At 68.6% G+C, this 16721-nt stretch carries 17 protein-coding genes; 5 read left to right on the top strand and 12 right to left on the bottom strand.

The window, feature by feature from the left end; genetic code table 11:
- Positions 1-6 precede the first annotated feature (6 nt).
- Positions 7-957 (bottom strand): helix-turn-helix transcriptional regulator, encoded by a 951-nt coding sequence (locus tag AC5W7N_RS14480; RefSeq protein WP_495923995.1) that lies wholly within the window; start codon positions 955-957, stop codon positions 7-9.
- 62 nt (positions 958-1019) lie between these two features.
- Between AC5W7N_RS14480 and AC5W7N_RS14485 the strand changes: the two genes are divergently transcribed.
- Positions 1020-2168, top strand: coding sequence for an epoxide hydrolase family protein (locus AC5W7N_RS14485; RefSeq protein ID WP_495923997.1), 1149 nt, complete (start codon positions 1020-1022; stop codon positions 2166-2168).
- Positions 2169-2173: 5 nt separating this feature from the next.
- Here the strand turns inward: AC5W7N_RS14485 and AC5W7N_RS14490 are convergent, their stop codons facing one another.
- The 4 genes from AC5W7N_RS14490 to AC5W7N_RS14505 form a co-directional block, all read right to left on the bottom strand.
- On the bottom strand, positions 2174-4189 hold the full coding sequence (locus tag AC5W7N_RS14490; protein ID WP_495924001.1) for a 5-oxoprolinase/urea amidolyase family protein: 2016 nt from the start codon (positions 4187-4189) through the stop codon (positions 2174-2176).
- Positions 4186-4806: an urea amidolyase associated protein UAAP2 gene (locus tag AC5W7N_RS14495; RefSeq protein WP_495924003.1), complete on the bottom strand. Its 621-nt coding sequence runs from the start codon at positions 4804-4806 to the stop codon at positions 4186-4188. Before AC5W7N_RS14495 ends, AC5W7N_RS14490 begins: the two co-directional genes overlap by 4 nt.
- On the bottom strand, positions 4803-5558 hold the full coding sequence (locus AC5W7N_RS14500) for a DUF1989 domain-containing protein (protein WP_495924005.1): 756 nt from the start codon (positions 5556-5558) through the stop codon (positions 4803-4805). The genes AC5W7N_RS14495 and AC5W7N_RS14500 overlap by 4 nt, the downstream gene beginning before the upstream one ends.
- Positions 5559-5799: 241 nt before the next feature.
- A complete protein-coding gene (locus AC5W7N_RS14505; RefSeq protein ID WP_495924007.1) occupies positions 5800-7365 on the bottom strand; it encodes an amino acid permease in 1566 nt (521 codons plus the stop codon).
- Positions 7366-7592: 227 nt separating this feature from the next.
- Between AC5W7N_RS14505 and AC5W7N_RS14510 the strand changes: the two genes are divergently transcribed.
- Positions 7593-8255 carry a TetR/AcrR family transcriptional regulator gene (locus tag AC5W7N_RS14510; protein ID WP_163811192.1) on the top strand — a complete coding sequence of 221 codons (663 nt, stop codon included), beginning with the start codon at positions 7593-7595 and terminating at the stop codon, positions 8253-8255.
- A 3-nt stretch (positions 8256-8258) separates the two neighbouring features.
- On the opposite strand, the gene AC5W7N_RS14515 is transcribed toward AC5W7N_RS14510, so the two are convergent.
- The 7 genes from AC5W7N_RS14515 to AC5W7N_RS14545 form a co-directional block, all read right to left on the bottom strand.
- A complete protein-coding gene (locus AC5W7N_RS14515) occupies positions 8259-9674 on the bottom strand; it encodes a TerD family protein (RefSeq protein WP_495924124.1) in 1416 nt (471 codons plus the stop codon).
- Between the two features lie 75 nt (positions 9675-9749).
- The gene (locus AC5W7N_RS14520; RefSeq protein ID WP_163811196.1) at positions 9750-10280 is read right to left on the bottom strand and encodes a hypothetical protein; all 531 of its coding nucleotides are present in this window, start codon (positions 10278-10280) and stop codon (positions 9750-9752) included.
- A gap of 77 nt (positions 10281-10357) precedes the next feature.
- Entirely contained in the window at positions 10358-11158 is an 801-nt protein-coding gene (locus tag AC5W7N_RS14525; protein ID WP_163811198.1) for a family 1 encapsulin nanocompartment shell protein, read from the bottom strand.
- 3 nt (positions 11159-11161) lie between these two features.
- Entirely contained in the window at positions 11162-12187 is a 1026-nt protein-coding gene (locus AC5W7N_RS14530) for a Dyp-type peroxidase (protein WP_163811200.1), read from the bottom strand.
- Between the two features lie 121 nt (positions 12188-12308).
- Positions 12309-12635: a cupin domain-containing protein gene (locus AC5W7N_RS14535; RefSeq protein WP_036540261.1), complete on the bottom strand. Its 327-nt coding sequence runs from the start codon at positions 12633-12635 to the stop codon at positions 12309-12311.
- A 137-nt stretch (positions 12636-12772) separates the two neighbouring features.
- Positions 12773-13273, bottom strand: a complete 501-nt coding sequence (locus tag AC5W7N_RS14540) for a dihydrofolate reductase (protein ID WP_495924010.1) — start codon at positions 13271-13273, stop codon at positions 12773-12775.
- Positions 13270-14073 carry a thymidylate synthase gene (locus AC5W7N_RS14545; RefSeq protein ID WP_163811204.1) on the bottom strand — a complete coding sequence of 268 codons (804 nt, stop codon included), beginning with the start codon at positions 14071-14073 and terminating at the stop codon, positions 13270-13272. The genes AC5W7N_RS14540 and AC5W7N_RS14545 overlap by 4 nt, the downstream gene beginning before the upstream one ends.
- Before the next feature lie 86 nt (positions 14074-14159).
- On the opposite strand from AC5W7N_RS14545, the gene cobF reads away from it, so the two are divergent.
- Genes cobF through AC5W7N_RS14560 form a run of 3 tightly spaced genes read left to right on the top strand, consistent with a single transcriptional unit; the run spans position 14160 to position 16641 of the window.
- A complete protein-coding gene (gene cobF / locus AC5W7N_RS14550) occupies positions 14160-14927 on the top strand; it encodes a precorrin-6A synthase (deacetylating) (protein ID WP_495924012.1) in 768 nt (255 codons plus the stop codon).
- 37 nt (positions 14928-14964) lie between these two features.
- On the top strand, positions 14965-15210 hold the full coding sequence (locus AC5W7N_RS14555; protein WP_163811208.1) for a DUF2630 family protein: 246 nt from the start codon (positions 14965-14967) through the stop codon (positions 15208-15210).
- Between the two features lie 6 nt (positions 15211-15216).
- Entirely contained in the window at positions 15217-16641 is a 1425-nt protein-coding gene (locus AC5W7N_RS14560; protein ID WP_495924015.1) for a dihydrolipoyl dehydrogenase family protein, read from the top strand.
- Positions 16642-16721: the final 80 nt, after the last annotated feature.

Raw genomic sequence — 16721 nt, forward strand, 5'->3', positions numbered from 1 at the left:
GCCGGATTACTCGACGGCCGCGCTGAGCCGCGCGGTGAGTTCGCGGACGCGGGCGATCAGCTCCGGGGGTTCGTGGATGCGGAATGGCAGATCGAACAGGGCGAGGTAGATCGCCAGTTCGTCGAGGGAGTTGGAACCGGTGCGTAGCGTGCAGGATTCGGCGTCGATCGGTTCGATGGCGCCGATCGTCGGCGGGATTCGGTCGGCAGCGGTCTCGGCGGGGACGGCGATGGTGACCCGGGCCGCGTAGCGGTACGGCGCCACCGCCACATTGCTGGAGACATATCCGGCGAGGTCGACGTCGGGAGCCTCGCGTGGAGTGAAACGTGGGCCGGTGGGAGTGCGCGGGTGCAGCCGGTCCACGCGAAAGGTGCGCCAGACGGCGCGGTCGACGTCCCAGGCGATGAGGTACCAGCGGCGGCCGGTGTGGGCGAGTCGGTGTGGTTCGGTGATACGCAATGTCGTGGTGCCGTCGTGGCTTCGGTAGTCGAAGCGCAGGCGGTGCTTGTCGCGGATCGCGCCGGCGATGGCGGTGAGGATCTCCGGATCGACGGCCGGGCCACCCGCGCCGACGGTGACGGTCGCCGCGAGCAGCGTGCGCACCCGATGACGCAACCGAGCGGGCAGCATCTGCTCCAGCTTCGTCAGCGCTCGCAGCGAACTGTCCTCGATGCCGGTGATGGTCCCGCCGGCGGCGGTGCGCAGGCCGATGGCGACCGCGACGGCCTCGTCATCATCGAGCAGCAGCGGCGGAAGATGGCTGCCCGCACCGAGCCGGTAGCCGGCAACGCCGCGCGCCGCTTCGACCGGATATCCGAGGTTGCGCAGCTTGTCGATATCGCGGCGCACGGTGCGGATATCGATGCCGAGTTCGGCGGCCAGATCGGTGCCGGTCCATTCGCGATGCATCTGCAATAGCGACAGCAGACGCAAGAGCCGCGCCGACGTTTCCCACATACTTTCAGTCTGCCGCACGGTTAGGGCCGAAACTGTCCTAACCGGCTCCTACCGTAGCTCCCATGACCATCACTCCCTTCCGGATCGACATCCCGCAGAGCGACCTCGACGACCTGCACCGCAGGCTCGACGCGACCCGCTGGCCCGCATCGCTGCCCGGCGACGACTGGGATACCGGCGTGCCCACCGGCTGGCTGCGCGAGCTGGTCACCTACTGGCGCGACGAGTACGACTGGCGGGCGGCCGAACGCGGACTCAACGAACTCCCGCAGTTCACCACCGAGATCGACGGGCAGCTGATCCACTTCCTGCACGTCCGCTCGCCCGAACCGGGCGCGTTCCCGCTGATCCTGACCCACGGCTGGCCCGGTTCCATCGTCGAATTCCTGGAGCTGATCGGCCCGCTCACCGACCCGCGTGCGCACGGTGGCGATCCGGCCGACGCGTTCCACGTGGTCATCCCGTCGCTGCCCGGCTTCGGGTTCTCCGGCCCGGTCGCCGATGCCGGCTGGACGGTCCAGCGGATCGCGGCGGCGTGGGCGGAGTTGATGTCGCGGCTCGGGTATGAACGCTACGGCGTGCAGGGCGGCGATATCGGCGCCGCGGTGAGCCCGGAGGTCGGTCGCGTGGCACCGGATCGGGTGGCGGGCGTGCACGTCAACGGCGGCGTTGGCGACTTCCTGCCGCTACCGCTGGCGGAGGAAGAACTGGCGACGCTGACCGACCTCGAACGCGATCGGGTGCGCCGCACCGAGGCGTTCATGCACGAGGAATTCGGCTACATCGCGATCCAGTCGACCCGCCCGCAGACCCTGGCCTACGGGCTGGTCGACTCACCGGTCGGTCAATTGGCATGGATCATGGACAAATTCAGGGAATGGACCCACCCGCGCACCCTCGACCCCGACAAGATCATCGATCGAGACCGGCTGCTCACCAACGTGATGCTGTACTGGCTCACCGGGACGGCCGGCACCGCGGCCTACGTCGGGTACGCGCAGGACGCACCCTGGGGTGCGCAGAAGCAGAACTCGGGCGTGCCCACCGGCGTGATCGTGTTCGCTCACGACGTCGCGATCCGCAAGTACGCGGGCACCGCCGACACGATCACCCGCTGGATAGACGTCGACCGCGGCGGCCATTTCGCCGCACTCGAGGAGCCGGTGCTGCTCACCTCCGATATCCGCGAATTCTTTCGCGACCTGCGCTGAGCCGCTCAGGGCAGTGACTCCGCCAGCTCACCCGCCGAGCGCCAGGACTGACGTTCGGCGGCGAAGGCCCGCGCCTGCACGGCACGGAATTCGGCGATGGAATCGGCGTTGCCGGCGAGGAAACGACGGTAGTCGGCGAGCCGGAACTCGCCGTCGTCGGTGCGCAGGTGCACGTTCCCGCGCGCGAAATCGGCGCGGAGGTCGAGCAATTCGTCCGGCTCCACCGGATACCAGCGAATGCGGTCGAAATACCGGAGTAGCCAGGGCGTTCCGGTACCGCGATGGTTCCACACCTGGGTCGTGCGACCGACGAACTGGTATCCGCCCGGACCTTCCATCCCATAGATGCACAGGTAGGCGCCGCCGATGCCGACCGCGTTCTCCGGCGTCCACGTGCGGGCCGGGTTGTACTTGGTGGTGACGAGCCGGTGCCGCGGGTCGATCGGAGTCGCGACCGGCGCACCGAGGTACACATCGCCGAGACCGAGCACGAGATATTCGGCATCGAACACGGTGCGGTAGACGTCCTCGACCGACCCCAGGCCGTTCATCCGCCGGATGAACTCGATATTCCACGGGCACCACGGCGCATCCGCGCGGACCCCGTGCATGTACCGGGTGATCGCCTCCCTGGTCGAGGGATCGTCCCAGGACAGCGGCAGGTGCACGGTCCGGCTCGGCACCACGAGCGCGTCCGAGGCGGGCAGCTGTCGTTCGGCTTCGGTGAGCAGATCCAGCAGCGTCCGCACCGGAAGGACCGCCGGATCGACCTTCACCTGGAGTGATCGCACGCCCGGCGTCAGGTCGACGATTCCGCGCGGTGCGAGCGCGAGCAGATGCTCGTGTAGCGCGTGTACCCGGGCGCGCAGGCCGAGATCCAAGGTCATGGCGCCGTATTCGATGAGCACACCGTCGTCACCGGCGCGCCGGTAGGTGACGCCGGTGTCGTCGTCGGCGTCGATGCGGCGGAGAATGCCGTCGTCACCGTCGCCGCCGGCTGACAGCACCGGCTGCCAACCCGCCCGCCGAGCCGGGCCCAGCGAGGCCATCGGCGCGGAGTGCTCCGCCCGGATCGGCACGAACCGAACCGTATCGCCGGGGCACAGCTGGCCGAGTTTCCACCGATCCGCCGCGACCACCGTGACCGGGCAGACGAAGCCGCCGAGGCTCGGACCATCCGGGCCGAGCAGAATCGGGGTATCGCCGGTGAAGTCCAGCGCACCGACCGAATACGGGGTGTCGTGAATATTGGACGGATGCAAACCCGCTTCACCCCCGTCGGTGCGCGCCCACTCCGGTTTGGGTCCGATGAGCCGCACGCCGGTGCGATCGGAATTGAAATGCACCTCGTAATCGGTGCCGACAATGGTGTCGAAGTCGGCGCGGGTGAAGAACTCCGGCGCGCCGTGCGGGCCCTCGGTGACGGCGAGTTCCCAGCGCCGCGACATGACCGGCCGATCGTCGGCCGGTACCGCGGTGGCACGCGGGGGACGGGGCGGTCCGAGCGGCAGCGGCTCACCGGCTCGCAGTATCCCTCCGGTGCTGCCGCCGAACTTGCCGAGGGTGAACGTTGCCGAGCTGCCCAGATATTCGGGTAGTGCGAGGCCACCGGACAACAGAATGTAGGTGCGCAAACCAGGTCCTCGGATGGCCCCCACCTCGAGGACCGCGCCCGCGGCCACTTCGAGGGTGCGCCACTGCTCCACGGCCGCGCCGTCCACCGTTACCTGCGCCGGCGCGCCGGTGACGCAGACCCAGGTGGTCGCCTGGAACCGCAGCGCCGGCCCGGTGAGCGTGCATTCCAGGCCGGTCGCGCCCTCGGCATTGCCGAGCACCCGGTTCCCGAGCCGGAACGACACATCGTCCATCGGACCCGACGGTGGCACTCCGACATGCCAATACCCGATGCGCCCCGGCCAGTCCTGCACGGTGGTCATCGCACCCGGCCGGACCACCTCCACCTGGTGGACCGGCAGCGCGGCGTCCGGTGCGGTGACCGGAGCGGGATCGATGACGGTCATCGCGACACCACCATGCGAACCGGAGTGGGCTCGAAACCGTTGCAGGGGTTGTTGATCTGCGGGCAGTTCGATACCAGCACCAAGGTGTCGGTGTCGGCGCGCAGGGTCACCCGCTTGCCCGGCGCCGACCGGCCGTCCACGATGCCGAGGGTGCCGTCGGCCTCCACCGGGACATTCATGAACCAGTTGATATTCGACACCAGATCGCGTTTGCCCAGACCCCAGCGCATGCCCTCGGCGAGGAAGTTCTCCACGCAGGCGTGCTGATGGCGGGTGTGGTGGCCGTAGCGCAGGGTGTTCGATTCCTGGGAGCAGGCTCCGGCGAGGGTGTCGTGGTTGCCCACCTCGTCGGCGACCACCGTCATCAGTGGGGTGCCGTTCTCGGTGCGCAGCACGCTGCCGGTGGTGAGGAAGATATTGCGCTGAGCGGCGACGGTGGCCTGGGCGCTGTATCGGTCGGCGTGATCGTCGGCCGCGTAGAGCAGGCAGTCGACAGCTTGGTTGCCGTGCAGGTCGATGATCTCGAGGTACTCGCCGGCGCGGACGATCGCCGACCACGGGGCGCAGGCCTCGACCAGGTGGTCGCCGATGACGGTGCGGGCAATGGTGTCGCTCATGCGATGTCCTTCGAGTCGAGGGCGGCCGCCCATGCGGTTTCGGTGTTCTGCACGGCACGCAGGTATTCCGGATCGGTGTTGTGTGTGGCGCCGAGATCGGCGGGGGCGGGCCACGCCAGCACATCGAGATCGGTGACCGGCCGGTCGTCGAGCGCGTGGGCGGCATTGGCGATCAGCACGATGAGCGGAAGGTGGATGATCAGCTCGACAGCGGCACCGGGGGCCCGGTTGCCGGTACTCGTGAGGCTGCCGTCGTCGCCTACTCGCACACCACGGAACAACGACACGGGGGGTGCGATATCGCGCGGCGTCAAGCCCTGCTTGGCTGCGGCCATGCGCAGGAGGCTCCGGCCGGTGTCCGAGGGCCCGCACAGCGCGTCATGGTGGCCGGAATCGTCGGTCGTGATGGTGGCGAGCACCCGGCCCTGATCCGAGAGCAGCGGATGACCGGGACCGAGGTAGGCCTGCCAGGGCACCTTCATCGTGTCGGCGACATTGAGTCGCTCCCAGGGCGCGCCGGCCCGCAAGAGTGACAGGTGGGCGCAGGCGGCACCGCCAGGGTCGGCCAGCCGCAGGCGGGCACCGCGGCCGAGCACGACGTTGGTGTAGCCGTCGGCCGGAATGCGCTGGGCGAAGGTGAGAGCCTCCAGGTCCAGGCCCGGCGGGAGGTCGGGTCCGGCGATTGTCGCTGTCGCCGCTTGCGCCCGGGCATGGGCTCGGGCGCCGGTGGTGGATGAGGTCGTCTGATTCATCTGTGCTCCTCGATACGGATGGCAGGCGGTTTCGGGGCTCGCGGCCCGATCGGCGGAACGGGCTCGCGGACAGCGGGTTCGGGTTCGAGCCGTTCGCGCGCCCAACGGCCGGGTGAGTTGGCGCGCGGTCCGGCCGCGCGATGGTCGCGGCCGCGGGTATCGCGTCAGCGGACGAGGCGGCGGCTGTCGGGTCAGCCGTCGCGCGTCGGCTCGGGTAGTCGGTTGCGGCGTCGGCTCGAGGTCAGCGGTTCGGCGTCGGGTCGGCAGCCAGTGGTTGAGGCATCGGCTCCGAGGCGGCGGTGCGGCCGACCACCATCCGGTAGACCAGCACACCGACCGCGAGCGTGCCGAGCACGAAGATCGGTGCGGCCCAGCGCATGACCGCCGACCCGCCGTCCGGCGTGTACACCTCGGCCCTCGGCCAGGCCAGATTCACGACCATCGCGATGCCCCAGAACACCGCGAGCACATTCACCGGAATCCCGAAGCGGCCCAGCGAGAACAGCCCGGCCCGGCTGCTCGCCTGCTCCGCGGCGGGCCAGCCCCGGAAACGGCGCACCAGCAACGGCACCGTCACCAGGAGATAGGCGAGATACAGCGTCACGATGCAGACGCTGGCCAGGGTCGCGAAGATGGCGGCATTGCCGAGATTCACCAGCAGCAGCGCGATGGCGAGCACGCCGAACACCACCGCGGGCAGCACGGGTGTGCCGAAGCGGGGGTGCACGACCGCGAGCGCGCGGGCGAAGGGCAGCTTCCCGTCCCGTGCCATCGAGAAGATCAACCGGGACCCGGCGGTCTGGATGGCCAGCGTGCACACCATGATCGCGATCGCGACACAACCGAGCAGCACCTTGCCCGCCGTGCTGTTCAACTTGGCCGTCAGCACATAGGCCAGGCCATCGGCGGACAGGGCGCCGTCGGACAGGCTCGGCGCGGCCATCAGCGCGCCGAGCAACATCAAACCGCCGCCGATCGCCGAGACCGTCAGCGCGGTCAGGATCATCCGTGGCGCGACCCGGCGCGGATCTTTGGTTTCCTCGGAAAGCTCACCGGCCGAATCCAATCCGATCATGACGTAGGCCGCCATCAGCCCGGCCACCAGGAACGCCGCCCAATAGGGGCCGGGCGCGGCGTGCTCGGTCTCGAACACGACGCCGGGGCCGCGTTCGGTATCGGCGAAGAACAGCGCGATGATCGCCAGCACGCCGACGATCTCGATGGTGACCCCGATCGAATTGATCCGCGCCATGAGATCGATGCCGATGACATTGATCAGCGTGGTCAGCGCCATCAATACGGCGCCGAGCAGCACCGCGTTCATCGCACCGGACGACGAGGTGAGTGCGGTCTCGGAGCCGATGATCTGGAATCCGCTCCAGATCGAGGGCAGCACCACCTGCAGCGCGATCGCCGCCGCTGCCGCGGTGACCACCCGCGCGATGATCATCAACCAGCCGGCGAACCAGCCGACGACCGCCCCGCCAAGCCGCCGCGACCACTGGTAGATGCACCCCGACAGCGGATACCGCGCCGCCAGTTCGGCGAAGTTCAACGCAACCATGAGCTGGCCGAGGAACACGATCGGCCAGGTCCAGAAGAACGCGGCCCCGCCGAATGAATAGCCGAAGCCGAAGAACTGGAAGATCGTGGTGAGGATCGAGACGAACGAGAAACCGGCCGCGAACGAGGCATAGCGCCCGAGCTTGCGGTGCAGGACCGGCTGATAGCCGAAATCGGCGAGATCGGCACTGTCGGAGCCGTGATCGGGCGGATCTGCGGGGCGGGTGTCGACTGTGGTGGCCATATGCGGAGGTCCTTCGGCGAGCGCCAATAACTATCAGCCGATAGTTTTGCGGCCGCGATCGCGCTTTCGGTGACCTGCGTGTATCGGTTGGAGGTCGCCCGGTAACTTCTGGGTTTCCTGCTTTTCTATCGAATGACAGAAATCTCACCGCCTGGTGCGGCGCATGGCGAGGCGGGCCGGGTGCCCGCGTGCGGGGCCCGTGATCGGCGCGATGCGAGAATGAGGGCGTGGTCAATCTCGGTCCAGGACGTCCGCGCGTCGAGCAACGCCTGCGCCGCGGCAGCACACCACGCGAGGAGATCCTCGACGCCGCTGCCGAGCTGTTCACCACCAACGGCTACGGCAGCACTTCGACCCGGGGAATCGCCGACGCCGTCGGCATCAGACAGGCCTCGCTGTACCACCATTTCGCCGCCAAGGACGACATCCTCGACGCGTTGCTCGCCGAAACCATCGCCGCGCCTTTGGCTTTGGCCGCGCGGCTGCGCGAGATCGATGACCGGGCGCCGGTACGGCTGTATGCCCTTGCCTGGTCGGACGTGGATCAACTCTGTGCGTCGCGGTGGAATCTCGGCGCGCTGTATCTGCTACCGGAGCTGCGCGGGGAGCGCTTCGCGTCGTTTCGGCTACGGCGTGACGAGCTTCGCACGCAGTACGAGCAGTTGGCCGCGGAGGTGGTGGCCGAGGCGGGGGCAGCCGGTGTGCCGGCCGCGATCACCTTGCCGTTCCGAATGGTCGAAACCGTGATCAGTATCCGATCCGATCATGGCGCGGCGCCTGCCACGGCGCGCTCGGACATCTCCGATGCGGTGCTGCGCGTCCTCGGCTGGCCGGGCCCGCTGGACCCGGTGCGGGCCGAAGCGGGTGCGCTCCTCGGGCGCATCGGCTGAAATTCAGGACTTGCCTTTGGCGGCGACCCAGTCCAGACCCCAGTTGTAGCGTGCGTCGACGACGCTGTTGGTCCAGCCCGGCCGTTCGACCGACGGTGGAACGAAGACGCCTTCGCGACGGACCAGCAACTCCCCGTCGACGTTCTCGATCAGCGCGAGAACCATCGACCGCGAATTATCTGTACAGCCATCGACTTGCATCTCGATCGGTGGCGCACCGGGCGGGTACAGCGTCGCGGTTGCTCGTACGCCTCGCAGGTCGGGGGCACCTTCGTAGAGCGTTGCGTACACCAGCAGGCGTTTGAAGTCGGCGACGTGGTCGAGATTGATGTCGAGATTCTCGCCGTTGACCGCACTACCGGTTCGATCGTCCTTGTCGAGTCGCACGTACGGCTCGGTGTCGAGCGCTCCGAAACTACCGAGCGCCTGGATGATCCCTTTGTTGCCGTTGCCGAGCTCCCACAGGCAGCGGAGATCGAGGTCGATGGCTTTGCCGCGGCGCTTGCCGAACAGGCCCCCACCCCCCGTCGACCAGTTGAGATTCACCCGCATCGTGCCCGCGCTGACGCCGCCCTTGGTCAGGGACACCGACGGCGCTTCCTTGGTCAGGGACAGCTTGGTCATACCGATCGGCGCCGATCCCGCCGGCGCGCGATGCTGCGGCGCCGGCGGGAATGGCTGGGGTGCCGACTGCTGGTAGTGCGGTCCCGGCGCGAACTGCGGCGGCGCCGGCTGCTGGTACTGCGGCTGTGCGGCGAACTGCGGTCGGTGCGGTGCGGGGTTCGGCGGAATCCCTTGGGGCTGCTGGAACTGCGGTGGTTGCGGCGCGGCACTCGGTGCAGGCACCTGCGACGCCGTCGGCTGTGGTGGCGTCGGCGGCGGGTTCGGCTGGACAGGCGCCGGGTCCTCATCGACGGAGATGCCGAAATCGGTAGCGAGCCCGGCGAGCCCGGTGTCGTAGCCCTGCCCGACCGCGCGGAATTTCCACGCGCCCTGCCTGCGGTAGAGCTCGCCGAGCACGAAGGCGGTTTCGCTGGTGGCGCCGGTGCTGTCGAAGCGCGCGAGCTCGGCGCCGTTCGCGGGATCGAGCAGGCGTACATACAGGCCGTGGAGCTGGGCGAAGGTGCCGCCGTCGGCGGAGGCGGCGATGACGATGGTGTCGATCTGGGGTTCGACCTGAGCCAACCGCACGGCGAGCAGATCGATGACCTGCGCCCCCTGCTGCTTCCCCTCGTGCCGCACCGCACCCGACGGATGCGCGGGCTGGTTGTAGAACACGAAATCGTTGTCTGAGCGGACCTTACCCTCGGCGAGCAGCAGGGCGGACGCGTCCGCGTCGGGGACGCCCGGCCCGGATCGCCATCCCACTTCGACACGAACCGCGGCCAGGGGAACAGCGACGTTGGCGCCCTTCGTCATCGACACGACTGCCAACGTATCCGAGGACGGTGCACCCGGCCACCCGGCGCGAATCCGGCCGGGCCGACTCGCCGCTCAGTGCGTCGGTGGCGCGATATTCCAGTGCTCGTGCAGCGCTCCCGCGATCTCCGGCAAGACCATCACCGGAATCTTCTTGCGGCGCAGCATGTTCCGGATCTGATCCACCTGCTCGCGTTTACGCATGTCATAAGCGCTCGACACCGGCCCGCTCACCGGCGGGATCGACAACAACACGAGTTCGCCGTGCTCTTCGTCGCCGCCGACCAGGTCCAGCGCCAGCGACCAGCGGGCGCGCTCGTCGAGGGTGAACCGGCCCGCGACCACCCGGTCCCAGTCGATGCTGGTCTCGGCCCACGGGGTGCGGCGGTAGATGGCGCCTTCGGTGAGCACGACGGCGTCACGGGTGAACAGGGCCACCAGCACCGCAACGCCGGCGATCGCACCGGCGAGCAGCCCGGTGAACACGCGGTTCATCCCGAACGCGGCGATGGTGGCCAGGCACAGCGCGACCGTGACGGCGATGCCGAGCACGCCGTAGATCATCGCGCGCCTGGTGGGCACCACGCCCGCGTGCACCAACGTCATCTCGTCTCCGTCCGCTACCGCAACTGGCTGGTCAGGACCATACTGCCGCGGCGCGGACGTCGCCACCAGAGGACGGCTCAGGCCTGCAGCGCGACGGCCGCCTCGGCGGTGTAGACGAGGAAGGTCAGGCTCTGCTGGAAGTACAGCTGCACCGATTCCGCGTCGTGGCTCAGGTAGCCGATCGAGAGATCCTGGCCGATCTGGAGGTCGAAATCGCCGCCGCGGGTGGTGAGCACGAACGCGCCGTCGATGGCGGGCGCCCAGATGATCTCGCCCTCCGGGATGAGGCGCTCGATGTGGGTGCGGATCGGGTGCCCGTGGTCGGAGGTCTCGCTGACGGCGGTGTAGAGGTCGGCGCTCAGCAGCACCGAGTAGGGGCCGTCCACACCGGCCAGGCGCAGCTCGCTCAGCGCCTGCGCGACGGCCTCTGGTACCAGCCGCGGATCGCTGGGCACCGCGACCGGCTCGTTCGATGCGCTGGCCCGGATGCCGGTGATGTTGGCGGCCGGGTAGCCCTCGAAGATGGCGCGGTCCTCGGCCCAGGCGATGCGCTTGGCGGCGTCCTTGACCGGGTCCAGGTCGGCGTCCTCGGCGCCGCGCTCGATATTGTCGAGCTCCTCGCGCGAGAGGGTGAACGGCACCCGCAGCTCCACCAGCGGGGCCACCAGCCGCTGCCGGGCCTGCACGCCGTCATCGGGGGCGGCGATGGGCGCGGTGCGGCCGAGCCCGACCGCGGAGTAGTCGGTGCCGTGCGGACCGGACAGATCGACGACGCGGCGGCCGGCGATATGCCGCTTGAAGGTGCGGGTGGCCTCTTCCTCGATCGCCGACCAGGCCTCGGAGGTGATCGGCGCGAGTTCACGATGCAGGTTGTTCATGAATTAACTGCTCCTTTTCAACGTGCCGATACCGAGAGAGCCGTCGGCGGCAGGTGCGGCGGGGGTGGCGTCGTCTGCCGGTGCGTCCCCTGGCGGGTCGGGCAGATCGTCGAGGAAGTCTTGGGCGGGAACGAAGAACAGGCTGCCGGTGACGGCGATGGAGAAATCCAGGATCCGGTCGTAGGCCGCCTCGTCGGAGCCGAGGAACATGCGCTCGAGCATGCGTTCGGTGACGCTCGGCGTGGCCGAATAGCCGACGAAGTAGGTGCCCATCTCGTTGTCGCGGATGCTGCCGAAGGGCATATTCGCCCGCAGGATCTGCCGTTCGGTGCCGTCCGGGTCGACGATGGTGTTCACCGCGACATGCGAGTTCGCGGGCTTCACCTCATCGGGCAGCTCGAAATCGTCGAGCTTGGTGCGCCCGATGACCCGTTCCTGCTCCTCGACCGAGGTTGCCGCCCATTCGCTCATCTTGTGCACGTACTTCTGCACGATGACGTAGCTGCCGCAGGTGAAATCGGGGTCCTCGTCGCCGATCAGCGCCACCCGGCCCGCCGGGGACTCGGCGAGCGCGCCCTCGGGGTTCTCGGTGCCGTCCACGAAGCCGAGCAGATCGCGTTGTTCGAAGTACCGGAAGCCGGTGACCTCGTCGACGATGGTGGCCGCCCCATCGAGCCGCTTGCCGATCGCCATGGCCAGCTCGAAGCAGGCGTCGTGCACCTCGGCCTTGATGTGGAACAACAGGTCACCAGGGGTGGCGGGCGCCTGATGGCGCGGGCCGTCGTATCCGGGGAACTCGTGCAGTTCGGCCGGGCGAGGCCCGGAGAACAGCCGGTCCCATGCCGCGGAGCCGATGCCGACGATGCAGGTGAGGTCGGCTCCGGGCAGCCGGAATCCCACCGAACGGCGCAAACCCGCCAGATCGGCGAGCAGATCGCGCACCGTCGCTTCGCCACCCTCGTCGATGGTGGCGACGAGGAAGATCGCGGACGGTGTGAGCGGTTGGAGGATCGGCTGCGGCTCACCCATGATCGACAAGCCTAGTAGCTGCGAGCGTGCTGACCGCAGCGATTGGGCAAGGGCGTGTTAAGGCTCACCCGGATCATGGGGCGCGCGTTGCTGTTTCGTAAGCCTCACCTACGTCGGCGCGCTATTTCGCGACGGTCAGCAGAAAGGCCACGTCGTCGACGGCTTTGACGCTGTGCCGGGCCTTGGGGACCACGAGCAGATCGCCCGCCGAACCCTTCCATTCGTTGGCGCCGCTGATCAGGGTCAGGGTGCCGCTGAGCACCAGCAGGGTGGCATCGCCGAAGTTGTCGTGTTCGGCCAGGCTCTGGCCCGCACTGAGACCGACGACGGTCTGGCGCAGCGTTTGCGCGTGGCCGCCGTAGATCGTTTGCGAGCTACGGCCGCTCGTGGCGGTAGCGGCCAGTTTGAGTTGCTGGCGAGCTACCGCGGTCAGCGATTTCTTGTCCATGGACTGCCTTTCGCAGATCACACCCGGAACAGGGCTGGTGTTCGGGGCCGATATCGCTGAGTATGCCCGACCCGTCACCGGCGCTCGGGCGTTTTGCGTCGGTTGTGCGGTCGGAGCGGGAGTGCAGTGGGAAGGATTCAGCGGCGTCGAGTGAATCTGCGGATCCGGTACCGAGGGCCCGCACTCGACTGCTGCCACGGCGTGTCGTCGTCGGCCCGCCAGTGCGCGTCGATGGGCGGTGCGTAGGCGTCGCCCGCGATATCGAGGTCGATCTCGGTGACCAGCAGCTCGGTGGCGTACTCCATTGCGGCGCGATAGATTTCGCCGCCGCCCATGATCCACACATCGTCGGGTGCGGTCAGTGCGAGCGCGTCCGGGAGTGAGGCGCTGCGTTCGGCGCCCTCGCCCGACCAGTCCGGCTGTCTGGTCACCACGATATTGCGGCGACCGGTCAGCGGGCGGAAACGTGGCGGCAGCGAATCCCAGGTGCGCCTGCCCATCACCACCGGATGACCCAGGGTGACCGCCTTGAAGTTGGCCATGTCCTCGGGCACCCGCCAGGGGATCCGGTTGCCCGCACCGATCACCCCGTCGGGTGTCTGGGCCCAGATCAGGCCGATGACACGGGACGGACTCACACGGCCACCGGGGCCTTGATCGCCGGGTGGTGCCGGTAGTCGGCGATCTCGATGTCGTCGTAGGTGTAGTCGAACAGCGAGGACGCCTTGCGCAGGGTCAGCGTGGGGAACGGGTAGGGCTCGCGGGTCAGCTGTTCGGTGACCTGTTCGACGTGGTTGTCGTAGATGTGGCAGTCACCGCCGGTCCAGATGAAATCACCCGGCTCGAGCCCGGTCTGCTGGGCCACCATATGCGTGAGCAGTGCGTAGCTGGCGATATTGAACGGCACCCCGAGGAACAGGTCGGCGCTGCGCTGATACAGCTGGCAGGACAGCTTTCCGTCGGCCACATAGAACTGGAAGAACGCGTGGCACGGCGCCAGCGCCATCTTGTCCAGTTCGGCCACGTTCCACGCCGACACGATCATCCGCCGCGAATCCGGATCCTCGCGCAGGGTGCGCAGAACCTGGGAGATCTGGTCGATATGACTGCCGTCCGGGGTGGGCCAGGACCGCCACTGCACGCCGTAGACCGGGCCGAGCTCGCCGTCGGGTGCGGCCCATTCGTCCCAGATCGTCACACCGTGCTCGCGCAACCAGCCCACATTGGAATCACCGCGCAGGAACCACAGCAATTCGTAGACGATCGACTTCAGGTGCACGCGCTTGGTGGTGATCAGCGGGAACCCGGCCGATAGGTCGTAGCGCAGTTGATGGCCGAAGACGCTGCGGGTGCCGGTGCCGGTGCGATCGGATTTCGGCGTGCCGGAGGTGAGCACCTGACGGAGCAACTGTTCGTACTGGGTGTCTGGGGTGGTCACGTCCTCGACCTTACTTCCAGCCCGTCGGCTCGGCCGCGACCCCCGGCGGCGTCGGTGCGCTCGATGCCGCCCCATAGGCTCGCCCCATGCGGAAGCTGTACGTGATCGGCATCGGCGCCGGCGATCCGGACCAGGTAACGGTGCAGGCCATCAAGGCCATGCGCGAGGCCGAGGTGTTCTTCGTGATCGGCAAGGGCGCCGAGAAACAGGAACTGGTGGATGTGCGCACCACCATCCTGGCCGAGCACATGGATCATCCGTATCGGATCGTGGAGATCGCCGATCCGCCCCGGGCGCGCACCCCGATGGACGGGGCCGGCTACCGCGAGGTGGTCGACGACTGGCACGAACGCCGCTCACTGTTGCTCGAAGACGAGTTCGCGCGGGTCGACGGGGTCGGCGCGATTCTGGTCTGGGGCGATCCGTCCCTGTACGACAGCACCCTGCGCATGGTCGAACGAGTGCTCGCCCGCGCGACGATCAGCTTCGACTACGCCGTCATCCCCGGCGTGACCAGCGTGCAAGCCCTCGCCGCCAGCCATCGGACGGTGTTGCACCGCGTCGGCGAACCGGTGCACATCACCACCGGACGCCGCCTGCGCGAGGAGGGCCTGGGTCCCGGATCGACGGTCGTCATGCTGGACGGGGACTGCGCGTTCACCGATCTGCCCGGCGATACCAGGATCTGGTGGGGCGCCTACCTCGGCATGCCCGATCAGGTGCTCGTCGAAGGTTCGGTCGCAGAGGTAGGTGCGCAGATCAGCGAACGCAGGCAGCGGCTGCGCGCCGACAAAGGCTGGATCATGGATACCTACCTGCTGCGCACGCCAGAGCCGACCGGCGACGGCGAATAACCGCAGATCTGCCGGCCGGGTCCGTAGAGTGGGCGGTATGACCGAACAGGACATCCTGGGGCGTATCAAGGAATTGGTCGAGCAGGAGCACACGCTGCGGTCGCAGGCCACGAGCGGTGAGCTGGATCCGAAATCGGAACGGCAGCGACTGGCCGAACTCGAGGTGATGCTCGACCAGTGCTGGGACCTGCTGCGCCAGCGCCGCGCCCGCATCGACGCGGGTGAATCACCGGACACGACGCAGGTCAGCTCGCCACGGCAGGTCGAGGGCTACCTCCAGTAGCGCCCCGTGCAGACCACCGAATTCGACGTCATCGTCATCGGCGGCGGACCGGCGGGGGAGAACGCCGCCTCCTACGCCATCGCGGGCAGCGATCGGACCGCCGCGATCGTCGAGCGTGAACTCGTCGGCGGCGAATGCTCCTATTGGGCGTGCATCCCGAGTAAGGCGCTGCTGCGCCCCGGGCATGTGCTCGGCGCCGCCCGCGCCATGCCCGGAGTGCGCGCCGACGGACTCGATGTGGCCGCGGTGCTGCGCCGCCGCGACGAATTCGTGCACAACCACGACGACTCTTCGCAGGCCGATTGGGCGCACGACAACGGCATCGAGGTGGTGCGCGGAGCCGGTCGGCTGGCCGGTGAGCGGCTGGTCGACGTCGGCGGGCACACACTGCGCGCCCGCGAGGCGGTGGTGCTGGCCACCGGCACCAAGGCCAACATCCCCGATGTGCCGGGGCTGCGGGCCGCGCGGCCGTGGACCTCACGCGATGTCACCAATCTGGCCGAGGTGCCGCGCCGGGTGCTGATCGTCGGCGGCGGCGTGGTGGCCTGCGAGGCCGCAACCTGGCTGGCCGCGCTCGGTTCGGTGGTCACGATGGTGGTGCGCGGTGATTCGTTGCTCGGACGGGTCGAGCCGTTCGCTCGGCAGCGGATCGCCGATGCGCTGACCGGGCGCGGCGTCCGGATCCGCTTCGGCGCCGAACCGGTGCGGGTGAGGCGCGCTCAGGTCGGCGATACCGGCGAAGGCCGCGTTCACGGCGGCTCGGTGACGGTGACGGTGCGCGACCGGCACGGCGAGAACGACCTCGAAGCCGACGAGGTCGTGGTGGCGGCCGGACGCGCCCCCGCCACCGAGGACCTCGGCCTGGAATCGGTCGGATTGTCGCCCGGCTACGTCGAGGTCGACGATCAGCTGACGGTGCGAGGGCTGCCCTGGCTCTACGCCGTCGGCGATGTGAACCATCGCGCCGCGCTCACCCACATGGGCAAATATCAGGCCCGTATCTGCGGTGACGTCATCGCCGCCCGCGCCGAGGGCAGGCCACTGACGGGCCAGCGCTACGCCGCCACCGCCGACCACGCGCAGGTACCGCAGGTCGTCTACACGGATCCGGAACTGGCCTCGGTCGGGCTCACCGAAGAGGCGGCACGCACGGCCGGCCACCGGGTCGACACGGTCGAACTCGATATCGCCGTCGCCGGGTCGGCGCTGGCCCGCGACGATTACGCGGGCCGGGCGAAGCTCGTCATCGACACCGACGCCGGGACGCTGCTCGGCGCCACGTTCGTCGGCCCCGAGGTGGGCGAACAGCTCCATGCCGCGACGATCGCGGTCGTCGGCGGTGTTCCGCTGGACACGCTGTGGCATGCGGTGCCGGCGTTTCCCGCGGTGAGCGAGTTCTGGTTGCGCCTGCTGGAGGCATGGCGCGCCTGAGCTGCCGGTAGCTCCGCAACCAGGCGATCGGATCGCATCCGGTGACCGCAGGTCCGGCGAGCCGTGCCCGCCCGCGTCGG

It is taken from the genome of Nocardia sp. CDC519, from assembly GCF_059509835.1.